Below are 18514 nucleotides of genomic sequence, written 5' to 3' on the forward strand. Positions count from 1 at the left end.
AAAAAAGCCTTTGCGAGTCAGTCCAGCAAAGGCTTTTTTGTTTGATCAGCGAAGCGGTTTATTTAAGTGCTAGTTGTAATTCACGATTACGCTCAAGTTGTGCGATAAAGTTATCAGCAATCGGCTTAAATTTAGCAAGCTCTGAACGTGGTAATGGCTCTGACTTAGGTAACTTTACGGTTTTAGGATTACGATGCACGCCATTAACTAAAAATTCGTAATGTAAATGTGCACCGGTCACGCGACCCGTTGCACCAACGGTACCAATTTTTTCACCTTGTTTGACTTTTTGTCCTGTTTTAACTAGACGTTTATTAAGGTGTAAGTACTTAGTCACGTATTGAGTGCCATGACTAATAAAAACATAATTACCGTTATATTTGCTATAGCCAGACTTAATAACTTTACCATTACCTGAAGATACAACAGGTGTGCCAGTGCGGGCTGCGTAATCAATACCTCGGTGTGCTTTCACTTGCCCTGTAACTGGGTGTAGGCGGCGAGGGTTAAAGCTTGAGCTAATATATTTAAAGTTAACAGGCGCACGCAAAAAGGCTTTTTTCATGCTGCGGCCTTCTGGGGTATAAAAATTACCGTCAGTGTGACGAATAGCAGTGTAGCGCTCACCTTGGTTTATAAATTCAGCCGCAATAATTTTACCGGTACCAATAAATTCACCGTCAACAAAGTGAGATTCGTAAATTAAGCCAAACTCATCACCTTTACGAATATCATTCGCAAAATCCACATCCCAGCCAAATATATCAGCAAAATTCATAATTTGGCGCTCACTTAAGCCCGCTGCAATTGCTGAGGTCCAAAAGCTGTTTGAGATTTCACCACCGGCCGTTTTGCTCAGTGTTTCTATTTCTTTGCTGTCAATTGAGGTGTCGTATTGACCTTCCTCATTAAGGGTAACGTAAAGCGTATCTGTTTTAGAAATAACATAGCGTAATTGAGCCAGTGAGCCGTCTTCTGCGGTGGCAAAGCTTAACGTTTCACCAGGGTGAATTTTAGTCAACTTACGGGTTTCAGCGTTGGTGTTTACGAGTTTATAAAGCGTTTGCGCAGAAAAGCCCGCGCGTTTAAAAATAATAGCTAAGTTGTCACCATTTTTAACAAGGTGATCGACAAATTCGTATTCTGGAAGTTTTTGCGCTGCCTGCTCTGAGTTTAAGTCTGTGAGTTTTTCGTCTTCACCTACTTTGATTTGTAATTCGTAGCGCTTACCAATTTCTAGTGTGTTTTCACTATTGTCTTTGGATGCAGTAGCTTTTTCAGAAGGGAGGAAGGCTAAGGCAACAATAGCAGAAACCAAACCTAGAATAAGCATTTTGTGTTTTTTTGGGAGCGTGCTAACCACGTGAACCATAACGTGCCTTTTTCTGCTGTCAAGATAATAAATAGATTATATTGCAGGATATAACGAATATTCTGTGAATACTAGTATTTTGTTGATTTAAACTCGAGTTAAATTAAGCTAAAATCTCAGGGTATTCAGGCTGTTTGTGTTTAAAGTTGAACTACTACACTATTTTATATTCTTGGATACTTTGCTTTTTCACCATAAGGTTAAATTAGCTTATAAAACGATTTAATTCCAAAAAGTGGTTAATTTACAAACCTTTTTGAGTTTGTGGTAAACACTTTTAGCGCATTATTAATCACACGTTTATATCCTTTTTTAGGACGTACGCCCTACATTTTAGTTGGTGCTGCGATTAGTTAAAAAAGTTGTTCTAATTAGGTGGAAATTTGTTATGTTAGCTAAATAGTTTTATTTGCTTTGTGATAACGCGCTAGCAATAAATCGTAAGCATATTTCACCCCCCTTCGTTGTCAGAATTTTTTGGAGTAACACACAGTGGATTTACAAACCGCTCTAGCAGAGATAAAACGCGGTGCAGAAGAAATATTAATTGAAGATGAGTTGGTTGAAAAATTAAAGTCGGGGAAAAAGCTAAAAATTAAAGCTGGTTTTGATCCTACGGCTCCAGATTTACACCTAGGTCATACTGTACTAATTAATAAAATGAAAACCTTTCAAGATTTAGGTCATGAGGTTATTTTCTTAGTTGGTGATTTTACTGGTATGATTGGCGATCCAACTGGCAAAAATGTAACCCGTAAACCACTTACACGTGATGACGTGCTTGCCAACGCTGAAACTTACAAAGAGCAAGTGTTTAAAATTTTAGATCCGGCTAAAACAACCGTCGCTTTTAACTCTACTTGGATGGAAAAGCTTGGCGCTGCGGGAATGATTAAATTAGCCGCTCGTCAAACTGTGGCACGTATGCTTGAGCGTGATGATTTTAAAAAGCGCTATGCTGGCGGTCAATCTATTGCAATTCATGAGTTTTTGTACCCACTGGTGCAGGGCTGGGATTCAGTCGCATTAGAATCAGATGTTGAACTAGGCGGAACTGATCAACGTTTTAACCTACTAATGGGTCGTGAGCTGCAAAAAGATGAAGGTCAAAAACCACAAACCGTATTAATGATGCCTTTACTTGAGGGGACTGATGGCGTTCAGAAAATGTCGAAATCACTCGGTAATTATATTGGTATTACAGATACACCTTCTGACATGTTCGGTAAAATTATGTCAATTAGTGACGTACTCATGTGGCGTTACTACGATTTGCTAAGTAGTCTTTCTATTGAGCAAATTGCAGCGCAAAAGCAGCGTGTAGAGCAAGGTACAAACCCGCGGGATATTAAAATTGAATTAGCTAAAGAGCTCATTGCACGTTTCCACAGTGAAGCTGACGCGCAAGCTGCGCATGATGACTTTATTCAGCGCTTTCAGAAAAAAGCACTGCCAGATGAAATTCCTGAGCTGACAGTTAATATTGATGAAGAGTCAATTTTAATCGCTAACTTACTTAAAGAGGCGGGCCTAGTGGCGAGTACCTCAGAAGCAATGCGTATGATCAAACAAGGTGCTGTAAAGCTAAACGGCGAAGACAAAATTACAGATACGAAATTGGAAGTAGCAAAAGGCACAACGGCTATTTACCAGGTAGGTAAACGTAAATTTGCAAACATTACTATTGCCTAATATTTTAGTTTACGAAAAAACCAGCTATGGCTGGTTTTTTTATGCGCGCTTAAAAAGCGAGAACAGCCTTAATAATTTCAAGAATAACAATAACCAGTAACCAAAAAAAGCGGGTTTGATCAAGTATATAGAGCAGTTTTGGTACGTCATCGGCGTTAGGAAGTCGCTCTACACCCACCCGCATTTTATTAAAGCGTTGTGAATTGTATATTGCCGGTCCACCGAGTTGAATCCCCAAAGAGGCGGAGCATGTACTGAGTAACCAGCCTGTATTGGTTTGATAAAAATGTCGGCCATAATGCTTAATATAATGCATGCTTTTTTTACTGGCTTTTAGTGACGCAATTGTCAGCGCGAATAAACGTATGGGAATATACTCAATAATAAAAATAATCAGTTTAAGCGGCATTAAAAAAGAGCTATTGGGGGCAATATTACTTCGCCATGCTTGTTGAATTAAGGTGATCAAACGATAGGCCAGAGCAGCAATGGGGCCCAAGAGTAAAAATATGAAAATAACCACAAAGTAATGACGTGCCGTTCTAAGTATAACACTTTCCATAACGGCTTTAATGATCCCAAGGCTTGAAAGCGCTTTGACCTCACGTGCTACCAAAGGCTTTAATAATTCGCGGGCTGTGGATTTTTGATTTTTTTTGACCAGCCTAGCTATGCGTATCGCTTTTTTATTTAGGCTAGTGTTTTCTAAGCACACATATAAAATAAGTCCTGATAACAGTTCAGGATAAAAAGCAAATTCGAGTAGTAATACGATAATAATTATAATAACACTGAGTATAAGCGTACTTGCTAGTGAGGCTGCTAGATAATGATACTGCTTGGTGTCTGTTTTATTATAAATGCGCTGGCCTATAGCGCTAAAAATAGCGCAGAGTATGTGGTTAGGATGATACCAGCTTACTAAAGGTAGAAAGCGCTCTACTAGGAGCGCACAAATAAATACAATAAAGTCCAAATGATTTTGAACAATATTATTGAGCATTTACAGCGTAACCGCCGTTAACTTCTCAAGTAAAGCTACGACCATTTTTGATGAATTAACAGAAGCTGTTTCTAAGTATTCTTCAAATGATTGCGGAGATTCTTTGCCAGCTATGTCAGACATTGAGCGAATAACAACAAAGGGTGTATTTAATGCAAAACAGGTTTGCGCAATTGACGCGCCTTCCATTTCTACCGCTAGCATTGTCGGGAAGTCACTACGGGCTTTTTCAATACGAACAGGGTCACACATAAACGAGTCACCGGTGCAAATTAAACCAATGAGTGTTTTTACTTCGCTAATTTGTGCAATTGTTTGCTCGGCTGCTTCTACAAGTTTAGGGTGAGCAGTAAAGCCTGCTGGCATTTGTGGTACTTGACCAATTTCGTAACCAAACGCCGTAACATCAACATCGTGATGACGTACTTCAGATGAAATCACAACATCGCCAACGTTAAGTGATGGGTCGAATCCACCGGCAGAGCCTGTGTTAATAACACAATCTGGATTGAAGTTATCAATAAGTAAGGTGGTTGCAATTGTTGATGCGACTTTACCAATACCTGATTGCACTAAAGTCACTGTATTGCCTGCAAGCTCGCCTGTGTAAAAAGTAAAACCTGCTTTGGTTAAAACGTGTGAATTTTGCATCGCCTCGCGCAAAATTTTAACTTCTGGCTCCATTGCGCCAATAATACCAACATTCATAGTGTTAAATTCCTGAGTTTGAATACGGTGATTATACTGCAAAAAATAACATGGGGTAAAACAAACAAAAATGCGAGCTTAAAAAGCTCGCATTATATAAAAATTACTTATCATACTTCAGCAAGAGCAGTTGATTGTGCCTTTGCTTGAGAGGGCGACAGTACTGCAGGTTTGTGAACTCTAGCACGAGCGGGTCGTGAAGGTTTTGATGCCACAGGCTTACCTAATTTAAACATAATTGCATCGCGGACTTCGCTTGGGCGATAACCCGATTTTACTTTCATACGAATATGTGGAATGCCAGCGGCTTCTAATGCGCCATTAACAAACCAGTCGCGCTGTGCTTTATGACCATCTTTGTTGGCATTATTAACTAAGTCAACGGCAGCTACTATAGTCATTTTTTCTTTGTCTACTAAAACAAAGTCGAGCTGTTTATTTTTTGCTTTAGCTAATGCTGCACGTTTTGATTTAGCCGACAGGCCCTGTTTACAGTCAATCACATCAATTAACTTAACGCGGCTAACAATTTTATATTGATCGCCAACAGCGCGCTCTAATAAATTTAGAAACGCCCCTTCTACTTGGGTAAATACACTTTGCTTACGAGTAAAAGGATAAGGGTTTCCGCCGTCATCATTAAATTTTGACGCAACCACAGATGCCCCAACAACTAGCACTAATATTAATAATAAAGCGAATTCCATACGGTAACTCCATAACAACAAATTGACACTGCTTTTCTAAAGCAAGTTATGTGCCCAAATAGTTGTTATGGTTATTTTATTAACGAATGGGATGAGCGCTATTATGCTTTATAACCGCCTTCAATACCTTTTACGGCAATAGCGACGGCATCATGGGCATGTAAAGATTCATAATGGTTAATTTGCAGGAAATAATCGCTAAATTGCTTAGACTCTAACGTTGTTTTAATTTTTCGTGCTGCGTCTTCACAAAACATCAAATTTTGACCGTTTAAGCGAGCAAACTCTTGTTCATCTTCACGCTTGACCGCAGCTTGTACTGGTGTTTTAAGCTCATCTTCGAGTAAATTAATTAAGTTAACTACATCAAACTCTTGAATGTTTTGATCAAGCTTTACTTTAACATTAGCAATTGAGCGCTGTGAGTGCGGGGTGGCAACAATTCCTTGAGTTGTTCCAAGCCACTCTAAAACTTCTGATTGAGTGAGTGTTTCTTGAGAAAACTTTTCGCTGAATGCGTTTTGAATTAATTGGCGAGCCAGTGCAGCAGAGCAGGGGCAGGTTGATGAATAAGTCACATCAACACTGAGCTCAAAGCTAATGACACCTTGATTGATAGTGCTGGTAAGTACAATAGGGTAGCTTTTCCAACCTGCTTTGCCACTAAGTAATGACTTACGGCGTAGCGGCAATTCAAATTTAAATTCAATGTGTGCTTTATCACTTAAGCCTTCATGACTGGTGATAAAGGTATCTAACGCTTGTGCTAAGGTTTGTGGGTTGACCTGTTGCTCAGTTGAGAGGTGATCCAGCGCTAAAAATAGTCGCGACATATGAATGCCTTTAGCATCTTCTTTGTGTAAATTAACAAAGGCGCGGGCTTTTGCATTAACGGTAACAGGAGCTAAATCAAGAGATTCAAAAATAAAAGGCAGCTCTATATCGCCCATACCTACCCAGTCTAATTTACCTGTTTGTAAAGCGGCAGCCGTGATAGCAATATCTGGCATAGTTGTTTGCATGATACGTTACTCGTTATTTGCAATATTAAAAACGCAATATATTACACTAAATTAAGGGTTGCTGAAATGCAGCAAATAATACCAGCATGAAATTTTATTGTTTTTGTCGCACAACATGAAATTAGTGACTAGAAAATGCTAAAATTAGCCTTTAACCATACTTAACTAAGCATTTAGCTAAGAGAAACACTGATATATGACTGACTCTTCTTTGAATCCGTGGGTTCGGGTTCTTTCCAGTTCAATAACTCGTTTTGGTGAGTTTAAAACTGCCGCTATTTGCTATGCACTATTGCTGACGGTGTCGCTGGTTTTATCAAGTATGTTTTATTACGTTGCCATAGGTGAAGTGAACTTAGTTGATATACTTGCGGTGGTATTTTTTACCTCAGTTGTTTCTCCATTGGTAATTAGCGTTTTATTAAACTCTATTCGGCAACTTGATGCCTCTTATGCCTATTTAGACAGTGCCACAAAACAAGAAAAACTTTTAAATCAAACCCTCAAAGATAATATCAATCGCTTAAATATTGAAATTGACGAACGAAAAATGGCCTTTCATGCCAAGCACCGTGCAATAGAAGAGCTCAGGCGTGAAATTGCAGAGCGTAAAAAAACCCAGCAAGAGCTGGCGCAGCAAGGTATGTTACTGCGCTCAATTGTGGATTCCTCACCAGATTTATTTTATTACCGCGATAATAACGGGGTATTTGCTGGTTGTAATAAAATGTTTGAAGAGGTAATGGGTAAAACGAGTAAAGAGTTGATTGGTAAAACAGCAGAGGAAATATTTCCAAGTCACTTTTTATCTGAAGTACTCAGAACCGATGAAAAAGTTGAGCGTACTCATCAAGGATTAACCATAGATGTAGAGTATTCAGTAAACGGCGAAATCAGGTGGTTTGAATTGCGTAAACTTCCTTTTATTAATGAACAAGGGGATTATATTGGTTTACTTGCATTTGGTCGCGATATTACTAGCCGTAAAGAAGCAGCACAGGCACTGGAAACAGCTTATAAAGATAAAGGGAAATTTATTGCCACACTAAGCCATGAGTTACGCACACCGCTAAATGGTATTGTGGGCTTAACACGTATGCTATTGGATACTGAATTAAATAAACAGCAACGCAGTTGGTGTAATACCGTGTTCTCAAGCGCCGAAACGTTGGGGAATATATTTAACGATATTATTGATTTAGATAAAATAGATCGTGAGCAATTAGATATTGCCGCCAACGAAGTAAATGTTTCTGATTTTATTAATGATGTGGTTAACTTTGCAGGCTTAATTGCGGAGCAAAAAGAGCTGTCGTTTGAAGTTAAGCGTTCAGGGATGCTCGATATACACGCTTTGCTTGATCCAACTCGTTTACGGCAAGTGGTATGGAACTTAATTAATAATGCAGTTAAATTTACCCAGCAGGGAAGTGTTACTTTAGATTTTGCCAGAGAAAATCGAGAAAGTGGTCCATGGCTTATTATTAAAATACTTGATACAGGTGAAGGTATTCCACAAGGGCAGCTCCCACGTATTTTTGATATGTATTATAAAGCCCCCGATCTCAAAGGCACCAATGCGATTGGTTCAGGTATTGGTTTGGCAGTGACCAAAGCGCTAGTGAGTGCAATGAAGGGCACAATAACAGTTAATAGTATCCCTGGAGAGGGGAGTTGCTTTACTGTACAAATTCCACTGAGCTTATGCAATGCGCCTACTGAGCATAGTTATGTTGGCCGAGGCTTATATATTTTATTGGTAGAAGATGTGCCGCTTAACGCTGAAATTGCAACTAATCTATTGGAGCAACGTGGACATGAAGTATTGTGGGCTGAAACAGGTGAAGATGCTTTATCATTTGTAGAAACCGAAGATGACTTAGATTTAGTGTTACTCGATATGCAGTTACCTGATATTAATGGTGATGAAGTAGCAAGACAAATTCGTTCACAAAGTCATTTTGATCAGCTGCCAATCGTGGCATTAACGGCTAATGTACGCAGTGCTGAAGAAGAGCTTGAGGGTATTTCTATTCAAGGTGCGCTCGCTAAACCAATAAACACCAGCAAGTTAGATAATATGCTCGCTGAACTCTTTGGTATTAAGCAATCGCAAACCGAGCTACCTCAACCAGTGGTAAATCAAGCGTTATTAAATCAAACTAATACTGACTTGTTGGATGTTGAAACCATTGAAGACTTTGTAAATTCGATGGGTGTTGAAGTATTTAAACGCAGTAGCCAGTTGTTTGCAAAGCTAAATCCGCAGTACCAACAAGAGCTATTAGCTTCGTTAAACGCTGCTGATAGAGAAGAGTACAAATCGGTTGCGCACAAATTAAAAGGTGCGGCAGGTTCGGTCGGTCTTAATGATGTTCAGTTGCATGCAAAGCAAATGGAGCATGGGGCGCTGGAGCAAAGTAACGAAGTGTTAGCTGTGTGGCTTGAGGAGTTAACGGATAAAATAAATGAAGGACAACAGGCCCTTCATTTATTTTTACAGCAATTAGAGTAATACCTAATTAGCTGTCGATTTTACCAATGAAACGGTAACCTTCACCATGGATGGTGCTGATTAACTCAGACGTTGAGTTGTCGCTTTCAAAGTGTTTGCGGATACGACGAATTGTTACGTCAACCGTACGGTCGTTAGCGCGAAGCTCTCGGCCAGTCATGTGCTTAATTAGTTGCTCACGGCTAAATATACGACCCGGAGAGTCAAGCATTAAACGCAGTGCTCTATACTCGCCTTTAGGTAGACGTTTTGCGTCTCCGTTTGGAGAAGTAAGGCAGCGACTGTTTTCGTCAAGTTCCCAACCGTTAAAGGTGATCACGCCATTTGTTTCAATAGCAGACTCTTCACCACCTAATGCAGTACGCGTAATTAAGTTACGAGCACGAATAGTTAATTCACGCGGGTTGAAAGGCTTAGTAATATAGTCATCAGCACCAATTTCAAGACCTAAAATACGGTCTACATCGTTGTCACGGCCTGTTAAGAAAATAAGACCAACTTTGCGTTTTTGGCGTAATTCGCGAGCTAAAATAAGCCCGTTTTTACCTGGCAGGTTGATGTCCATAACTACAAGATTGACGTCATCGTTATTTGTAAGCTTATCATGCATATCATCGCCATCAATGGCTTCAATAACTTTGTAACCTTCGGCTTCAAATAAACTAACGAGGTTTAGTCTAGTTACGTCTTCATCCTCTACGATCAGAATGACTGGCGTTTGCATTTTTAATTAACCTTTTTGGAGTGTGTTTTATTTATAAATCGGCGTATTTATCAGTACCGACAACTAGAATTATAGGATTATATCAAAATGTTAACAAGTAATACCAATCCGCAATAATGCTAAATCATTCTGAGGGGGCTAATCAGGCGCTAGCTGCGTTAAAAATTCTTCACTTAGAACAACTAAATAATAAAATTTTCTTTGCTATCGACGTGATTCCCCACTCTTAAAATAGCTCACTTAATTAAGTGAATTGGTACAAAACAAATTAGATAAAAACAGCTGCGCGCCCAAACCTACTTTGACGTATTATTAAAAACCGCGGCTTAATTGATACTTAACGTTGGATGTATAATTTGAATTATAAAGTCGAAGCCATTTCCCTTTAATAATTGATACATCCATCAACCACCTAAAGATACTTAAAATAATCAGACTAATTCAAAACGAAATTATATCACTTTACAACTTTTCCTCAATCTATGAGATATGTTAAAGGTAATAAAGTTCATTAATAGTGTGAAAATTAAGCATTAATAGTACAACAATTTAGTTAGTGGTATTTAATTATGGCCATAAAGTTGTAATTCAAGCGCATATAAAAATTTTATTTCATATTTTTAAAATAATGTAATAATAAATCGTGCGCCTGATTGGTACTCAGTATCTAGCATAATTTCTCCAGCTAACGCTTGCGTTACTAAGTTATAGACTAAATGCATGCCTAAACCACTGGCTCCTTGGCCGCGTTTTGAAGTAACAAAGGGGTCAAAAATTTTCGCTCTTATATTGCTCTCAACGCCTAGGCCGTTATCGGTGTAGGTAATTTGTGTTTTTGTTTTTGTTGCCACAATATCAATTTGCACTATATTGTCACCGCCAGCTACAAATCCGTGTAGTAGGGAGTTTAAAATTAGTTGATGGAAAACTTGCTGCAGTGGCTCTTTTTTACTTTCAACGGTTAAATCTGCTGGACAATTTATAAGAACTTTAGGGTTTTTTATTCTCAACTCTTGCCCCATAGACAATAATGTATCGTTTATGAGCTGCTGTAAGTGAACGGTGCTAGTGATTTCATCATCTTTGATCACGGCTACTTTTTTAAAGTTAGAAATGAGATCTGCCACACGGTTTAAACTACTGTAGATGAGGTCTAAGTTTTCAATACCATCGTTAGTAAATTGCTCAAATTGACTTGCAGTCAATGACTTATTTTGAAAGTTAATTTGTAGCTCCGCGAGTTTATCCCTTAGTAAAGTAGAACCGGTGATCCCAAGCCCTATAGGGGTATTTACCTCATGAGCTACACCTGCCACCATTTGCCCTAATGAAGCCATTTTTTTGTTTTCGACAATTTGAGTTTGGTATTGATGCATTTTTTCAAGTGTAGATAACAGCTCTTTATTTGCTTCTCTGAGCGCTATGGTTCGTTGGCTTACTTTTTCTTCAAGATTTGAGTTTAGTAGCTTAATTTCTTTTTTATCTTCTTCGTGGCGCTCTATTTGTTTTTGTGTTCGCGCTAGCATTACATTTAAGCTATTGGATAGTCGAGTTATTTCAGTTAAGTTTGTTAAAGGCGCGCGAGCGAAGTAGTTATGGTTTTTAGCTATATTTTGCAGTAACAAGCTTAAGTTTTCTATGGGGCTGGCGATCTTTTTTTGTAGTCTTAAAATAATCAAAGATATAAAAATGAGTATTAAAGCCATAATAGCAATATCGATGATAATTTTTTTAGTAATAAGCTCATTTAAATCATCCAAGCTGCCTCTTATGTATACATAACCTAGTAACTGTTCATTATTGAGAACTGGCGTAATGTATTCAATATATTCATCGCTAACTTGCGGTTCAGTAAAGTCATTAATGCTGTCTGTTTTAATGGGGACAGGTGGCGATTTTCGGGCATTAAAACTGGTAAAAAATACCGGTTTATTGGTTTGCTCATCTAGCGCATAAATATGTAAGTTTGTAACCGATGATACTTGTTGAAGAAGCTTTAACCGCCTTTCTTCTGCAGGTCTATTTTTATTAAGTAATGACGGCATTGCATCAAAGGCAATGATCTCTGAAACCAAAACAAGTTTACTAATGAGCTGCTTTTTTTGCTCTTGGGCACTTAGATAGGTAGAAATCGAAAGAGACAATAGCAAGCAGACGGCTGTTATAAGCATGATAGTTTTAAATAATATGCTACGAATGCTATTTTGCTCTTCAGTTTTAGGCATTACGAGAGGGTCATCCGTGTCAATTGTGAATGTAATAAATACTAGTTTAGCAAAAACAGGAAAAAGTGAAGCAAAAAGATTAGCTTAATTACACAATTTATTCTTAGTTAATCTACGTCATAAAGTAAATATGCGGCTAATATACCGCATATTTATGTTTTGATAGGGGATTAATAATTAGTTTTAGCTACTGTATACAGCAAACTTATTATTCTTAAACACCGTTTGATAGCTATCAAATTGGGCTTCTAAAATAGGAGGGTATTTTAAAAAGCTATTAGCAACAATAGTTAACTTACCTGTTTTAGTTAGGTGCTGTTTAGCATTATTTAAAAACGATTCGGCCACTGTGTAGTCAGTTGCAATACCAGTATGAAATGGTGGGTTACTAATAATTAAATCAAACTTACCTGCAATGCTGTTTAAACCATCGCTCAGTATGGCTTCACCCTTAACGTTATTAAGTTTAAGCGTTTGTGTTGTTGCATAGGCAGCAAGTGCGCTTACATCACTACATGTAAATGTGAGAGCCGGATTTTTTAGCCCTAAAAACGTAGCAATAAGCCCCGCGCCACAACCAAAATCAAGAACGTTACCGTGTTTTAAATTTGGCGCATTTTCTAGTAGCATTTTAGTGCCGGCATCAAGGGCGCCATGGTTAAACACGCCAGGAATACTGATTGCTGTAAACTCAATATCACTTACGTTTACCACAAACTCTTTGTGGTAAGTACTAATATCAAATGTTGAATTAAGGGTTATTTCTGAAAATGAATATAAAACGCAGTGTTTTGCAGAGTCAATTTTATTACTAAACGCCGTTTTACCGGCGAGTTGCTTTTCAATTGATTTTACACCGCTTTTGTTTTCGCCAACGACTAGCAGCTCAGCTTCTTTGCTTATCACTGCACGTATGTTGTCTAATGCCATTAATAGCTCGGGCTTAGATTTGGGGTAATAAAGAATCACTAAATCATATTCACCGGCGTTAATCGTGTGATTAACTTCGACATTAATACCCGATATGTTTTTAGCAAATTCACCATTTGCATGGTTATAGCTAAAAGCCGTTATTTTACTTTGTGGGTTGAGCGTTATTAGCTCATTTAAAAAGCCATCTTGAACAAAGTTGACCACCAATATTGATTTACCTTTTAGCTCCTCGCTGTTGCGAAGTAATAATAGGCTCGGATTGGTTAATACGCTCATAAATGGCTTTACCTTACTTGATTATTTAATTAACGGTTATTTAGTACGTTCGAACATTAAATCCCATACGCCATGGCCTAAACGATGGCCACGTTGTTCAAACTTAGTCAGCGGACGTAAATCAGGACGAGGTACATAGTCGTTAGTCTCTGATTGGTTTTTGTAGCCAGGTGCTGCTTGCATTACTTCAAGCATATGCTCTGCATAGTTTTCCCAATCGGTTGCCATATGAAAAACGCCGCCAATTTTTAATTTAGAACGTAGTTTTTCTGCAAATTCAGTTTGTACAATACGGCGCTTATGGTGACGCTTTTTGTGCCATGGATCAGGGAAGAACAACTGTAAGGTCGATAAGCTTTCATCACTTATACAATCAGCAAGGACTTCAACGGCATCGTGTTCAAATACACGAAGATTAGTAACGCCTGCTTCGTCGGCATCCATTAAACACGCGCCAACGCCTGGGCGATGTACTTCTATACCGATAAAGTTAAGATGTGGTGCGTTTTTTGCCATTTCAACCAATGACTTGCCCATACCAAAGCCAATTTCTAACACTACATCATTGTCATTGCCAAATACTGCGTTTAAATCAAGCAGGCCGTTTTTATGCTCAAGCCCCATTGTTGGCCAGCATTTTTCGATTGCAGCGGCTTGGCCTTTGGTTAATCGGCCTTCGCGTTTTACAAAACTACGAATAGTGCGGATATACTTACCTTCTTGCTTAGCTTGCTCAAGGTTGTTGTTACTTGATTCACTCATATTATTGGCCTGACAAAACAATGTGTTTAAAAATGGTTGCGTATTATCCCTGACCCGCGAGGGGTTGACAAGCTCTAGGGCGTTATAGCTTGATCTTTTCAACAACTACAATAGACTGAGCCGCCATTAAGCATTAGTAAAAAAGTAAATATGTTGGATTTAAAAAAGCAGCAGTCTGATTGGTTTTCTAACCAAGTAGTTGATTGGTATCATCTCCATGGCCGCAAAACATTGCCATGGCAATTAGCTAAAACACCTTATAAAGTATGGGTGTCTGAGGTGATGCTGCAGCAAACCCAAGTTGTGACTGTTATTCCTTATTTCGAAAAGTTTATGCAAAGCTTTCCCGATATTATTGCTTTAGCAAATGCTGATGAAGATCAGGTTCTGCATCACTGGACTGGTCTAGGTTACTATGCACGCGCGCGCAACTTACATAAAACGGCCAAGATAGTGCGAGATACATATCAAGGCCAGTTTCCCAGCACACTTGAAGAGGTGATGGATTTACCCGGAATAGGGCGCTCTACTGCCGGTGCTGTTTTATCTTTATCTTTGGGGCAGCATCATCCTATTCTTGATGGTAATGTAAAAAGAGTGCTTGCGCGATTTTTCATGGTTGAAGGTTGGTATGGCGTCAAAAAGGTAGAAAATCAGCTGTGGCATTTAAGTGAACAACTCACCCCTAAAAATAATGTGACTGAGTTTAATCAAGCTATGATGGATTTAGGGGCAAGCCTTTGTTCACGAAGTCGTTTTGACTGTGAAGCATGCCCGTTAAAAACACAATGTGGTGCTTTTAATGCGGGTAAGGTTAAAGAGTTCCCACATTCTAAACCTAAAAAAGCAGTGCCTAAAAAAAGTTGTCATCAGTTAATTATTAAACATAACGACAAAGTACTTATGGAAAAACGCCCAAGTAGTGGCATTTGGGGGGGATTATTTGGTTTTTTTGAATTTAATGAGCACAGTGAGCTCGATACTTTTTTAGCACAGCAAGGGCTAAAAAGTGAGCTTGAGATATTAGCGCCTTTTAGCCATGTGTTCTCACATTTTGAGCTAACCATAAACCCACATGTGCTCAATGTTCAGCAAATCCCTGATGTGGTGAACGACAAGCAATTAATATGGTATCCACTTGATCAATCAATAGAGGTGGGTTTAGCTGCACCGACTAAAAAGTTGGTTAAACAAATGAGCCCAATAGGTTAAACTAGCAGCATTTAGCGTTAGAGAGAATAAATCATGGCACGTACTGTATTTTGTCAAAAGTTACAAAAAGAAGCTGAAGGCCTTGGATTTCAACTTTATCCTGGGGAAATTGGCGAAAAGATTTTTAATAATATATCTAAAGAAGCATGGGGACAGTGGCAGCATAAACAAACGATGCTGATCAACGAAAAGCATTTAAATATGATGGACCCAGAACATCGTACCTTTTTAGAAGAGCAAATGGTTGGCTTTTTATTTGAAGGAAAAGAGGTTGAGATTGAAGGCTATAAGCCAGTAGAAAAATAATCGTTAAAAAAGGGCTATAAAAGCCCTTTTTTGTTGTGTATATCTATAAACAGTTTAGTTAAATCTAGTCATCTTGTTGAGCGTGGTTTGTAATTTGTTCTTTTAAAAATTGTGCTGCTCTTGAGTATTCAATTTCGAGCTCATCTCTCATCTCAATTAACTCATCGGCATTAATTTCATCAGCCTTACACTTATCCTCAAATGACTGCGCTAAATCAGCAACAATATTAGCCCCGACAGTTTTCGATATAGATTTCAATTGATGGCAGGCAGCTAAAATCTCACTTTGACTCTTTTGTAGTACCGCAAAGTTAATTGATTTGATTTGCTCTTGGCTTTGCTCTAAATACATTTTAAAGAAGCGAATTTTTTTATCATCATCGCCATTTATATATTTGTTGGCAGACTCCATGTTAATAGGCATGACTGGCTTTTCAGCTGAGCTAATTTGTTTTGGCTGTTTACTGTCTAAATTACTCCATTGATTTAATATGTCTTCAAGTGCATTTAACTCAATCGGTTTAGTAATAAAGTCATTAATTCCAACAGCTAAACAGCGCTCTCGTTCACCTTTTAAAGCATTGGCAGTCACTGCAATAATATAGGGCTGAGCGTCGATTGATTCGAGTAATGAGGCTTCTTCTCGAATCTTTTCAACCATATCGTAGCCAGACATTTTCGGCATATGTAAATCGGTTAGAATAAGTGAGTAACTATTTTTACGCCACATCTCTATGCCTTCTTCACCGTTATTCGCCACTTCTACACTATACCCTAGTATGTGTAATTGCTCGGTAAGTACTTCTTGATTTAATAAATTATCTTCTACAAGTAATACAAGCCTATTTGCGGCGAGTGCTTCTTCTGAATTTAGGAAATGATTTATACTTTTAGTTTTTTTAATTTGCTTAGGTTTATGCAGTCCCGCCGCAACCAAAATTGAAAGCATAAAGTTAGATTTACACAGTGGTGAAGCATTAATATAAAAAATATTTTCATGATTAATAACGGCTTCATCTAGCTTACTTAATACCACCATTTGCTGATTATTATCTTCTAGTGAGTAAAGTAAACTTCTTAGCAAGGTGCTAATACTGCTCATGTCGTCAATACCATCAACAACCCAAATAATATCCTTTGTGTCTTGATGAGCTTCTATATCATTTGGCTCATAGGCATAGGTTATTTTAGCCCCCATAAATGACAAGTAACGATAAATTACCTTGCCGCGTTCAGCATTGTCACTAACAACAACAACATGTTTGCCATTGAGTGTATTTTTATGAGCAAATTCAGTTTTACCTGCCGTTGAAAAAGGCAGTTCAACGGTAAACTCACTACCAATCCCCTCATGGCTTGTAACATTTATATTACCAAGCATTAGCTCGGTTAAGCTTTTACAAATTGAAAGCCCAAGCCCTGTACCACCAAATTCTCGAGTGATTGAGCTTTCAGCTTGAGTAAAGGGGTTAAATATTTTTCTTAATTGAGACTGGCTCATTCCTTTACCATTATCACTTACACAAAAGCGTAAAGTAAAATGATCGGCTGTATTATGTGCTACTTCAACCGATATTTTCACTCTTCCTTGGGTAGAAGTATTGGTACTAGTAAATTTAATGGCATTGCTGCATAAGTTATATAATACCTGGCGAACTCTGACTGAGTCACCCATAAGGTTATTAGGAATATCAGGGGCGATTGACAAATCTAGCTCTAGGTGTCGGTTTTTTGCAACCGACGATAATACCTTTACTACTTCTTCTAATGTATCTGAGACAGAAAATGGAACAGGGTCTATGTTTAACTTTCCTGCTTCGATTTTAGAAAAGTCTAAGATATCGTCTAGAATACTTAGTAGCGAAAATGCGGATTCACGAATAATTGTACTTAAACGTTGCTGTGCACCATCAAGCTCTGTTTGGCGAAGTAAATCAATGGTGCCAATTACGCCATTCATCGGTGTTCTTATTTCATGACTCATGATAGCTAAAAAGGTAGTTTTAGCATCACTTGCTTTTAACGCTTTTTGGGTTTGTTTTTCTAATTCAAATGTACGGTTTTGTACTTCGGTTTCTAGGCTTGTTTGTAATTTTTTTAATTCTTTTTTTGCTGCTTGATCATTGTCTATCATCACATTAATGCTTTTTAGTAATGCATTAACTTGTTCAGCTACAGGCTTTAAACCACACCCTAGATGCTCATCGATGGTACTTTGAAAATCATTATTTTCGGTGATCGTTTTAAGATCTTGTATTAATAGATCTGTATTGTTACGTAATCGCTTTTTTATGTATTTATTAAACATAAATGCAAGGACAATAAGTGTAACAAGACTAATAACAGCCATGATGTAAGCATCTGAAATTGAACTATGTTTGGATAAAGCTATGGTTGGTTGCTTCCGTTTAATTATTAATTCAGCAATTACTTGACCATTTAGTGTAATAACCCGATGAAGTGTATTTCGTTCTTTTATATGTTTATTCATTGCTAAAGGGGCTATGGCATTATTGTTATTGTTATAGACTAGGGACGCTTTACTATTTTCGTCAAAACGATGAAGTGTGAATGCATAATCGTCATTTAATAAGGTAGCAATATCGAAAAGTTTCTTAACTTTGTGCTGTCCATATATTGTTAAAGCATCAATAATTGGTTGTTCAAGTTGAAATGCCAGTTCTTTAATTAAAGTTGCTGAAGTTAGTTCATTTTTTTGGGTGGTACTTTTAAAATAAAATGAGAAACTTGTCACAAATAATGTTGCAATTATTATATTGCTAATTAAAAACAAAGGAAGCAAACCTTTAATTATTGAGGAAAATTTATTCTGCATGAATTTCACTGTCGTCCTATTATTAAAACGGTAAGCCTTTACCAAAAGTTATAAACTAATCGTAACAGCTAAAAAAAATAATTCACTACGTTTTTTTAGCTTTATTGCTTGATAAATAAACTGCATTGGTGAAAATAACTTTGAGTTGTTTGAAAACCGCTCAAACGGTTATAAAGAATAAAAAAAAAGTTGACTTGTAAGGTCAAAACTCGTTTAATACG

The 18514-nt window shown here is 37.9% G+C and carries 14 protein-coding genes; 4 read left to right on the top strand and 10 right to left on the bottom strand.

All coding sequences use genetic code 11. From position 1 onward, the window contains the following. Positions 1-58: 58 nt before the first annotated feature. A complete protein-coding gene (locus tag KG708_RS14405) occupies positions 59-1372 on the bottom strand; it encodes a peptidoglycan DD-metalloendopeptidase family protein (RefSeq protein ID WP_213610884.1) in 1314 nt (437 codons plus the stop codon). 492 nt (positions 1373-1864) lie between these two features. On the opposite strand from KG708_RS14405, the gene tyrS reads away from it, so the two are divergent. Continuing rightward, positions 1865-3064, top strand: a complete 1200-nt coding sequence (gene tyrS / locus KG708_RS14410) for a tyrosine--tRNA ligase (RefSeq protein WP_213610886.1) — start codon at positions 1865-1867, stop codon at positions 3062-3064. A 49-nt stretch (positions 3065-3113) separates the two neighbouring features. Here the strand turns inward: tyrS and KG708_RS14415 are convergent, their stop codons facing one another. The 4 genes from KG708_RS14415 to folE2 form a co-directional block, all read right to left on the bottom strand. Further along, on the bottom strand, positions 3114-4067 hold the full coding sequence (locus KG708_RS14415) for a cobalamin biosynthesis protein (protein WP_213610888.1): 954 nt from the start codon (positions 4065-4067) through the stop codon (positions 3114-3116). Further along, positions 4068-4775: a 5'-methylthioadenosine/S-adenosylhomocysteine nucleosidase gene (mtnN, locus tag KG708_RS14420; protein ID WP_213610891.1), complete on the bottom strand. Its 708-nt coding sequence runs from the start codon at positions 4773-4775 to the stop codon at positions 4068-4070. It abuts the gene before it with no gap. A gap of 110 nt (positions 4776-4885) precedes the next feature. Next, entirely contained in the window at positions 4886-5482 is a 597-nt protein-coding gene (locus KG708_RS14425) for a DUF2726 domain-containing protein (RefSeq protein WP_213610892.1), read from the bottom strand. 101 nt (positions 5483-5583) lie between these two features. After that, entirely contained in the window at positions 5584-6504 is a 921-nt protein-coding gene (folE2, locus tag KG708_RS14430) for a GTP cyclohydrolase FolE2 (RefSeq protein ID WP_213610893.1), read from the bottom strand. 196 nt (positions 6505-6700) lie between these two features. Here folE2 and arcB point away from each other — a divergent pair, with 196 nt between their 5' ends. Continuing rightward, positions 6701-9019 (top strand): aerobic respiration two-component sensor histidine kinase ArcB, encoded by a 2319-nt coding sequence (gene arcB, locus KG708_RS14435; RefSeq protein WP_213610894.1) that lies wholly within the window; start codon positions 6701-6703, stop codon positions 9017-9019. Positions 9020-9026: 7 nt separating this feature from the next. On the opposite strand, the gene arcA is transcribed toward arcB, so the two are convergent. The 4 genes from arcA to trmB all read right to left on the bottom strand — a co-directional run bounded on the left by arcA (position 9027) and on the right by trmB (position 13939). Continuing rightward, complete coding sequence (arcA, locus tag KG708_RS14440; RefSeq protein WP_008110444.1) at positions 9027-9743, bottom strand: two-component system response regulator ArcA; 717 nt, start codon at positions 9741-9743, stop codon at positions 9027-9029. A gap of 620 nt (positions 9744-10363) precedes the next feature. Further along, positions 10364-11968: an ATP-binding protein gene (locus KG708_RS14445; protein ID WP_213610895.1), complete on the bottom strand. Its 1605-nt coding sequence runs from the start codon at positions 11966-11968 to the stop codon at positions 10364-10366. Positions 11969-12151: 183 nt separating this feature from the next. Further along, complete coding sequence (locus KG708_RS14450; RefSeq protein ID WP_213610896.1) at positions 12152-13177, bottom strand: methyltransferase; 1026 nt, start codon at positions 13175-13177, stop codon at positions 12152-12154. Positions 13178-13213: 36 nt separating this feature from the next. Further along, the gene (gene trmB / locus KG708_RS14455; RefSeq protein ID WP_024601262.1) at positions 13214-13939 is read right to left on the bottom strand and encodes a tRNA (guanosine(46)-N7)-methyltransferase TrmB; all 726 of its coding nucleotides are present in this window, start codon (positions 13937-13939) and stop codon (positions 13214-13216) included. A gap of 150 nt (positions 13940-14089) precedes the next feature. Here trmB and mutY point away from each other — a divergent pair, with 150 nt between their 5' ends. Continuing rightward, positions 14090-15151, top strand: coding sequence for an A/G-specific adenine glycosylase (mutY, locus tag KG708_RS14460; RefSeq protein ID WP_213610898.1), 1062 nt, complete (start codon positions 14090-14092; stop codon positions 15149-15151). 33 nt (positions 15152-15184) lie between these two features. Continuing rightward, positions 15185-15457, top strand: coding sequence for an oxidative damage protection protein (locus KG708_RS14465; RefSeq protein ID WP_013464143.1), 273 nt, complete (start codon positions 15185-15187; stop codon positions 15455-15457). Between the two features lie 64 nt (positions 15458-15521). Here KG708_RS14465 and KG708_RS14470 read toward each other — a convergent pair whose 3' ends face one another. Further along, positions 15522-18293, bottom strand: a complete 2772-nt coding sequence (locus KG708_RS14470; protein ID WP_213610900.1) for an ATP-binding protein — start codon at positions 18291-18293, stop codon at positions 15522-15524. Positions 18294-18514 lie beyond the last annotated feature (221 nt).

Origin of the sequence: Pseudoalteromonas sp., assembly GCF_018402495.1 — a bacterium.
In the GTDB taxonomy this organism is placed as follows: Bacteria; Pseudomonadota; Gammaproteobacteria; order Enterobacterales; family Alteromonadaceae; genus Pseudoalteromonas.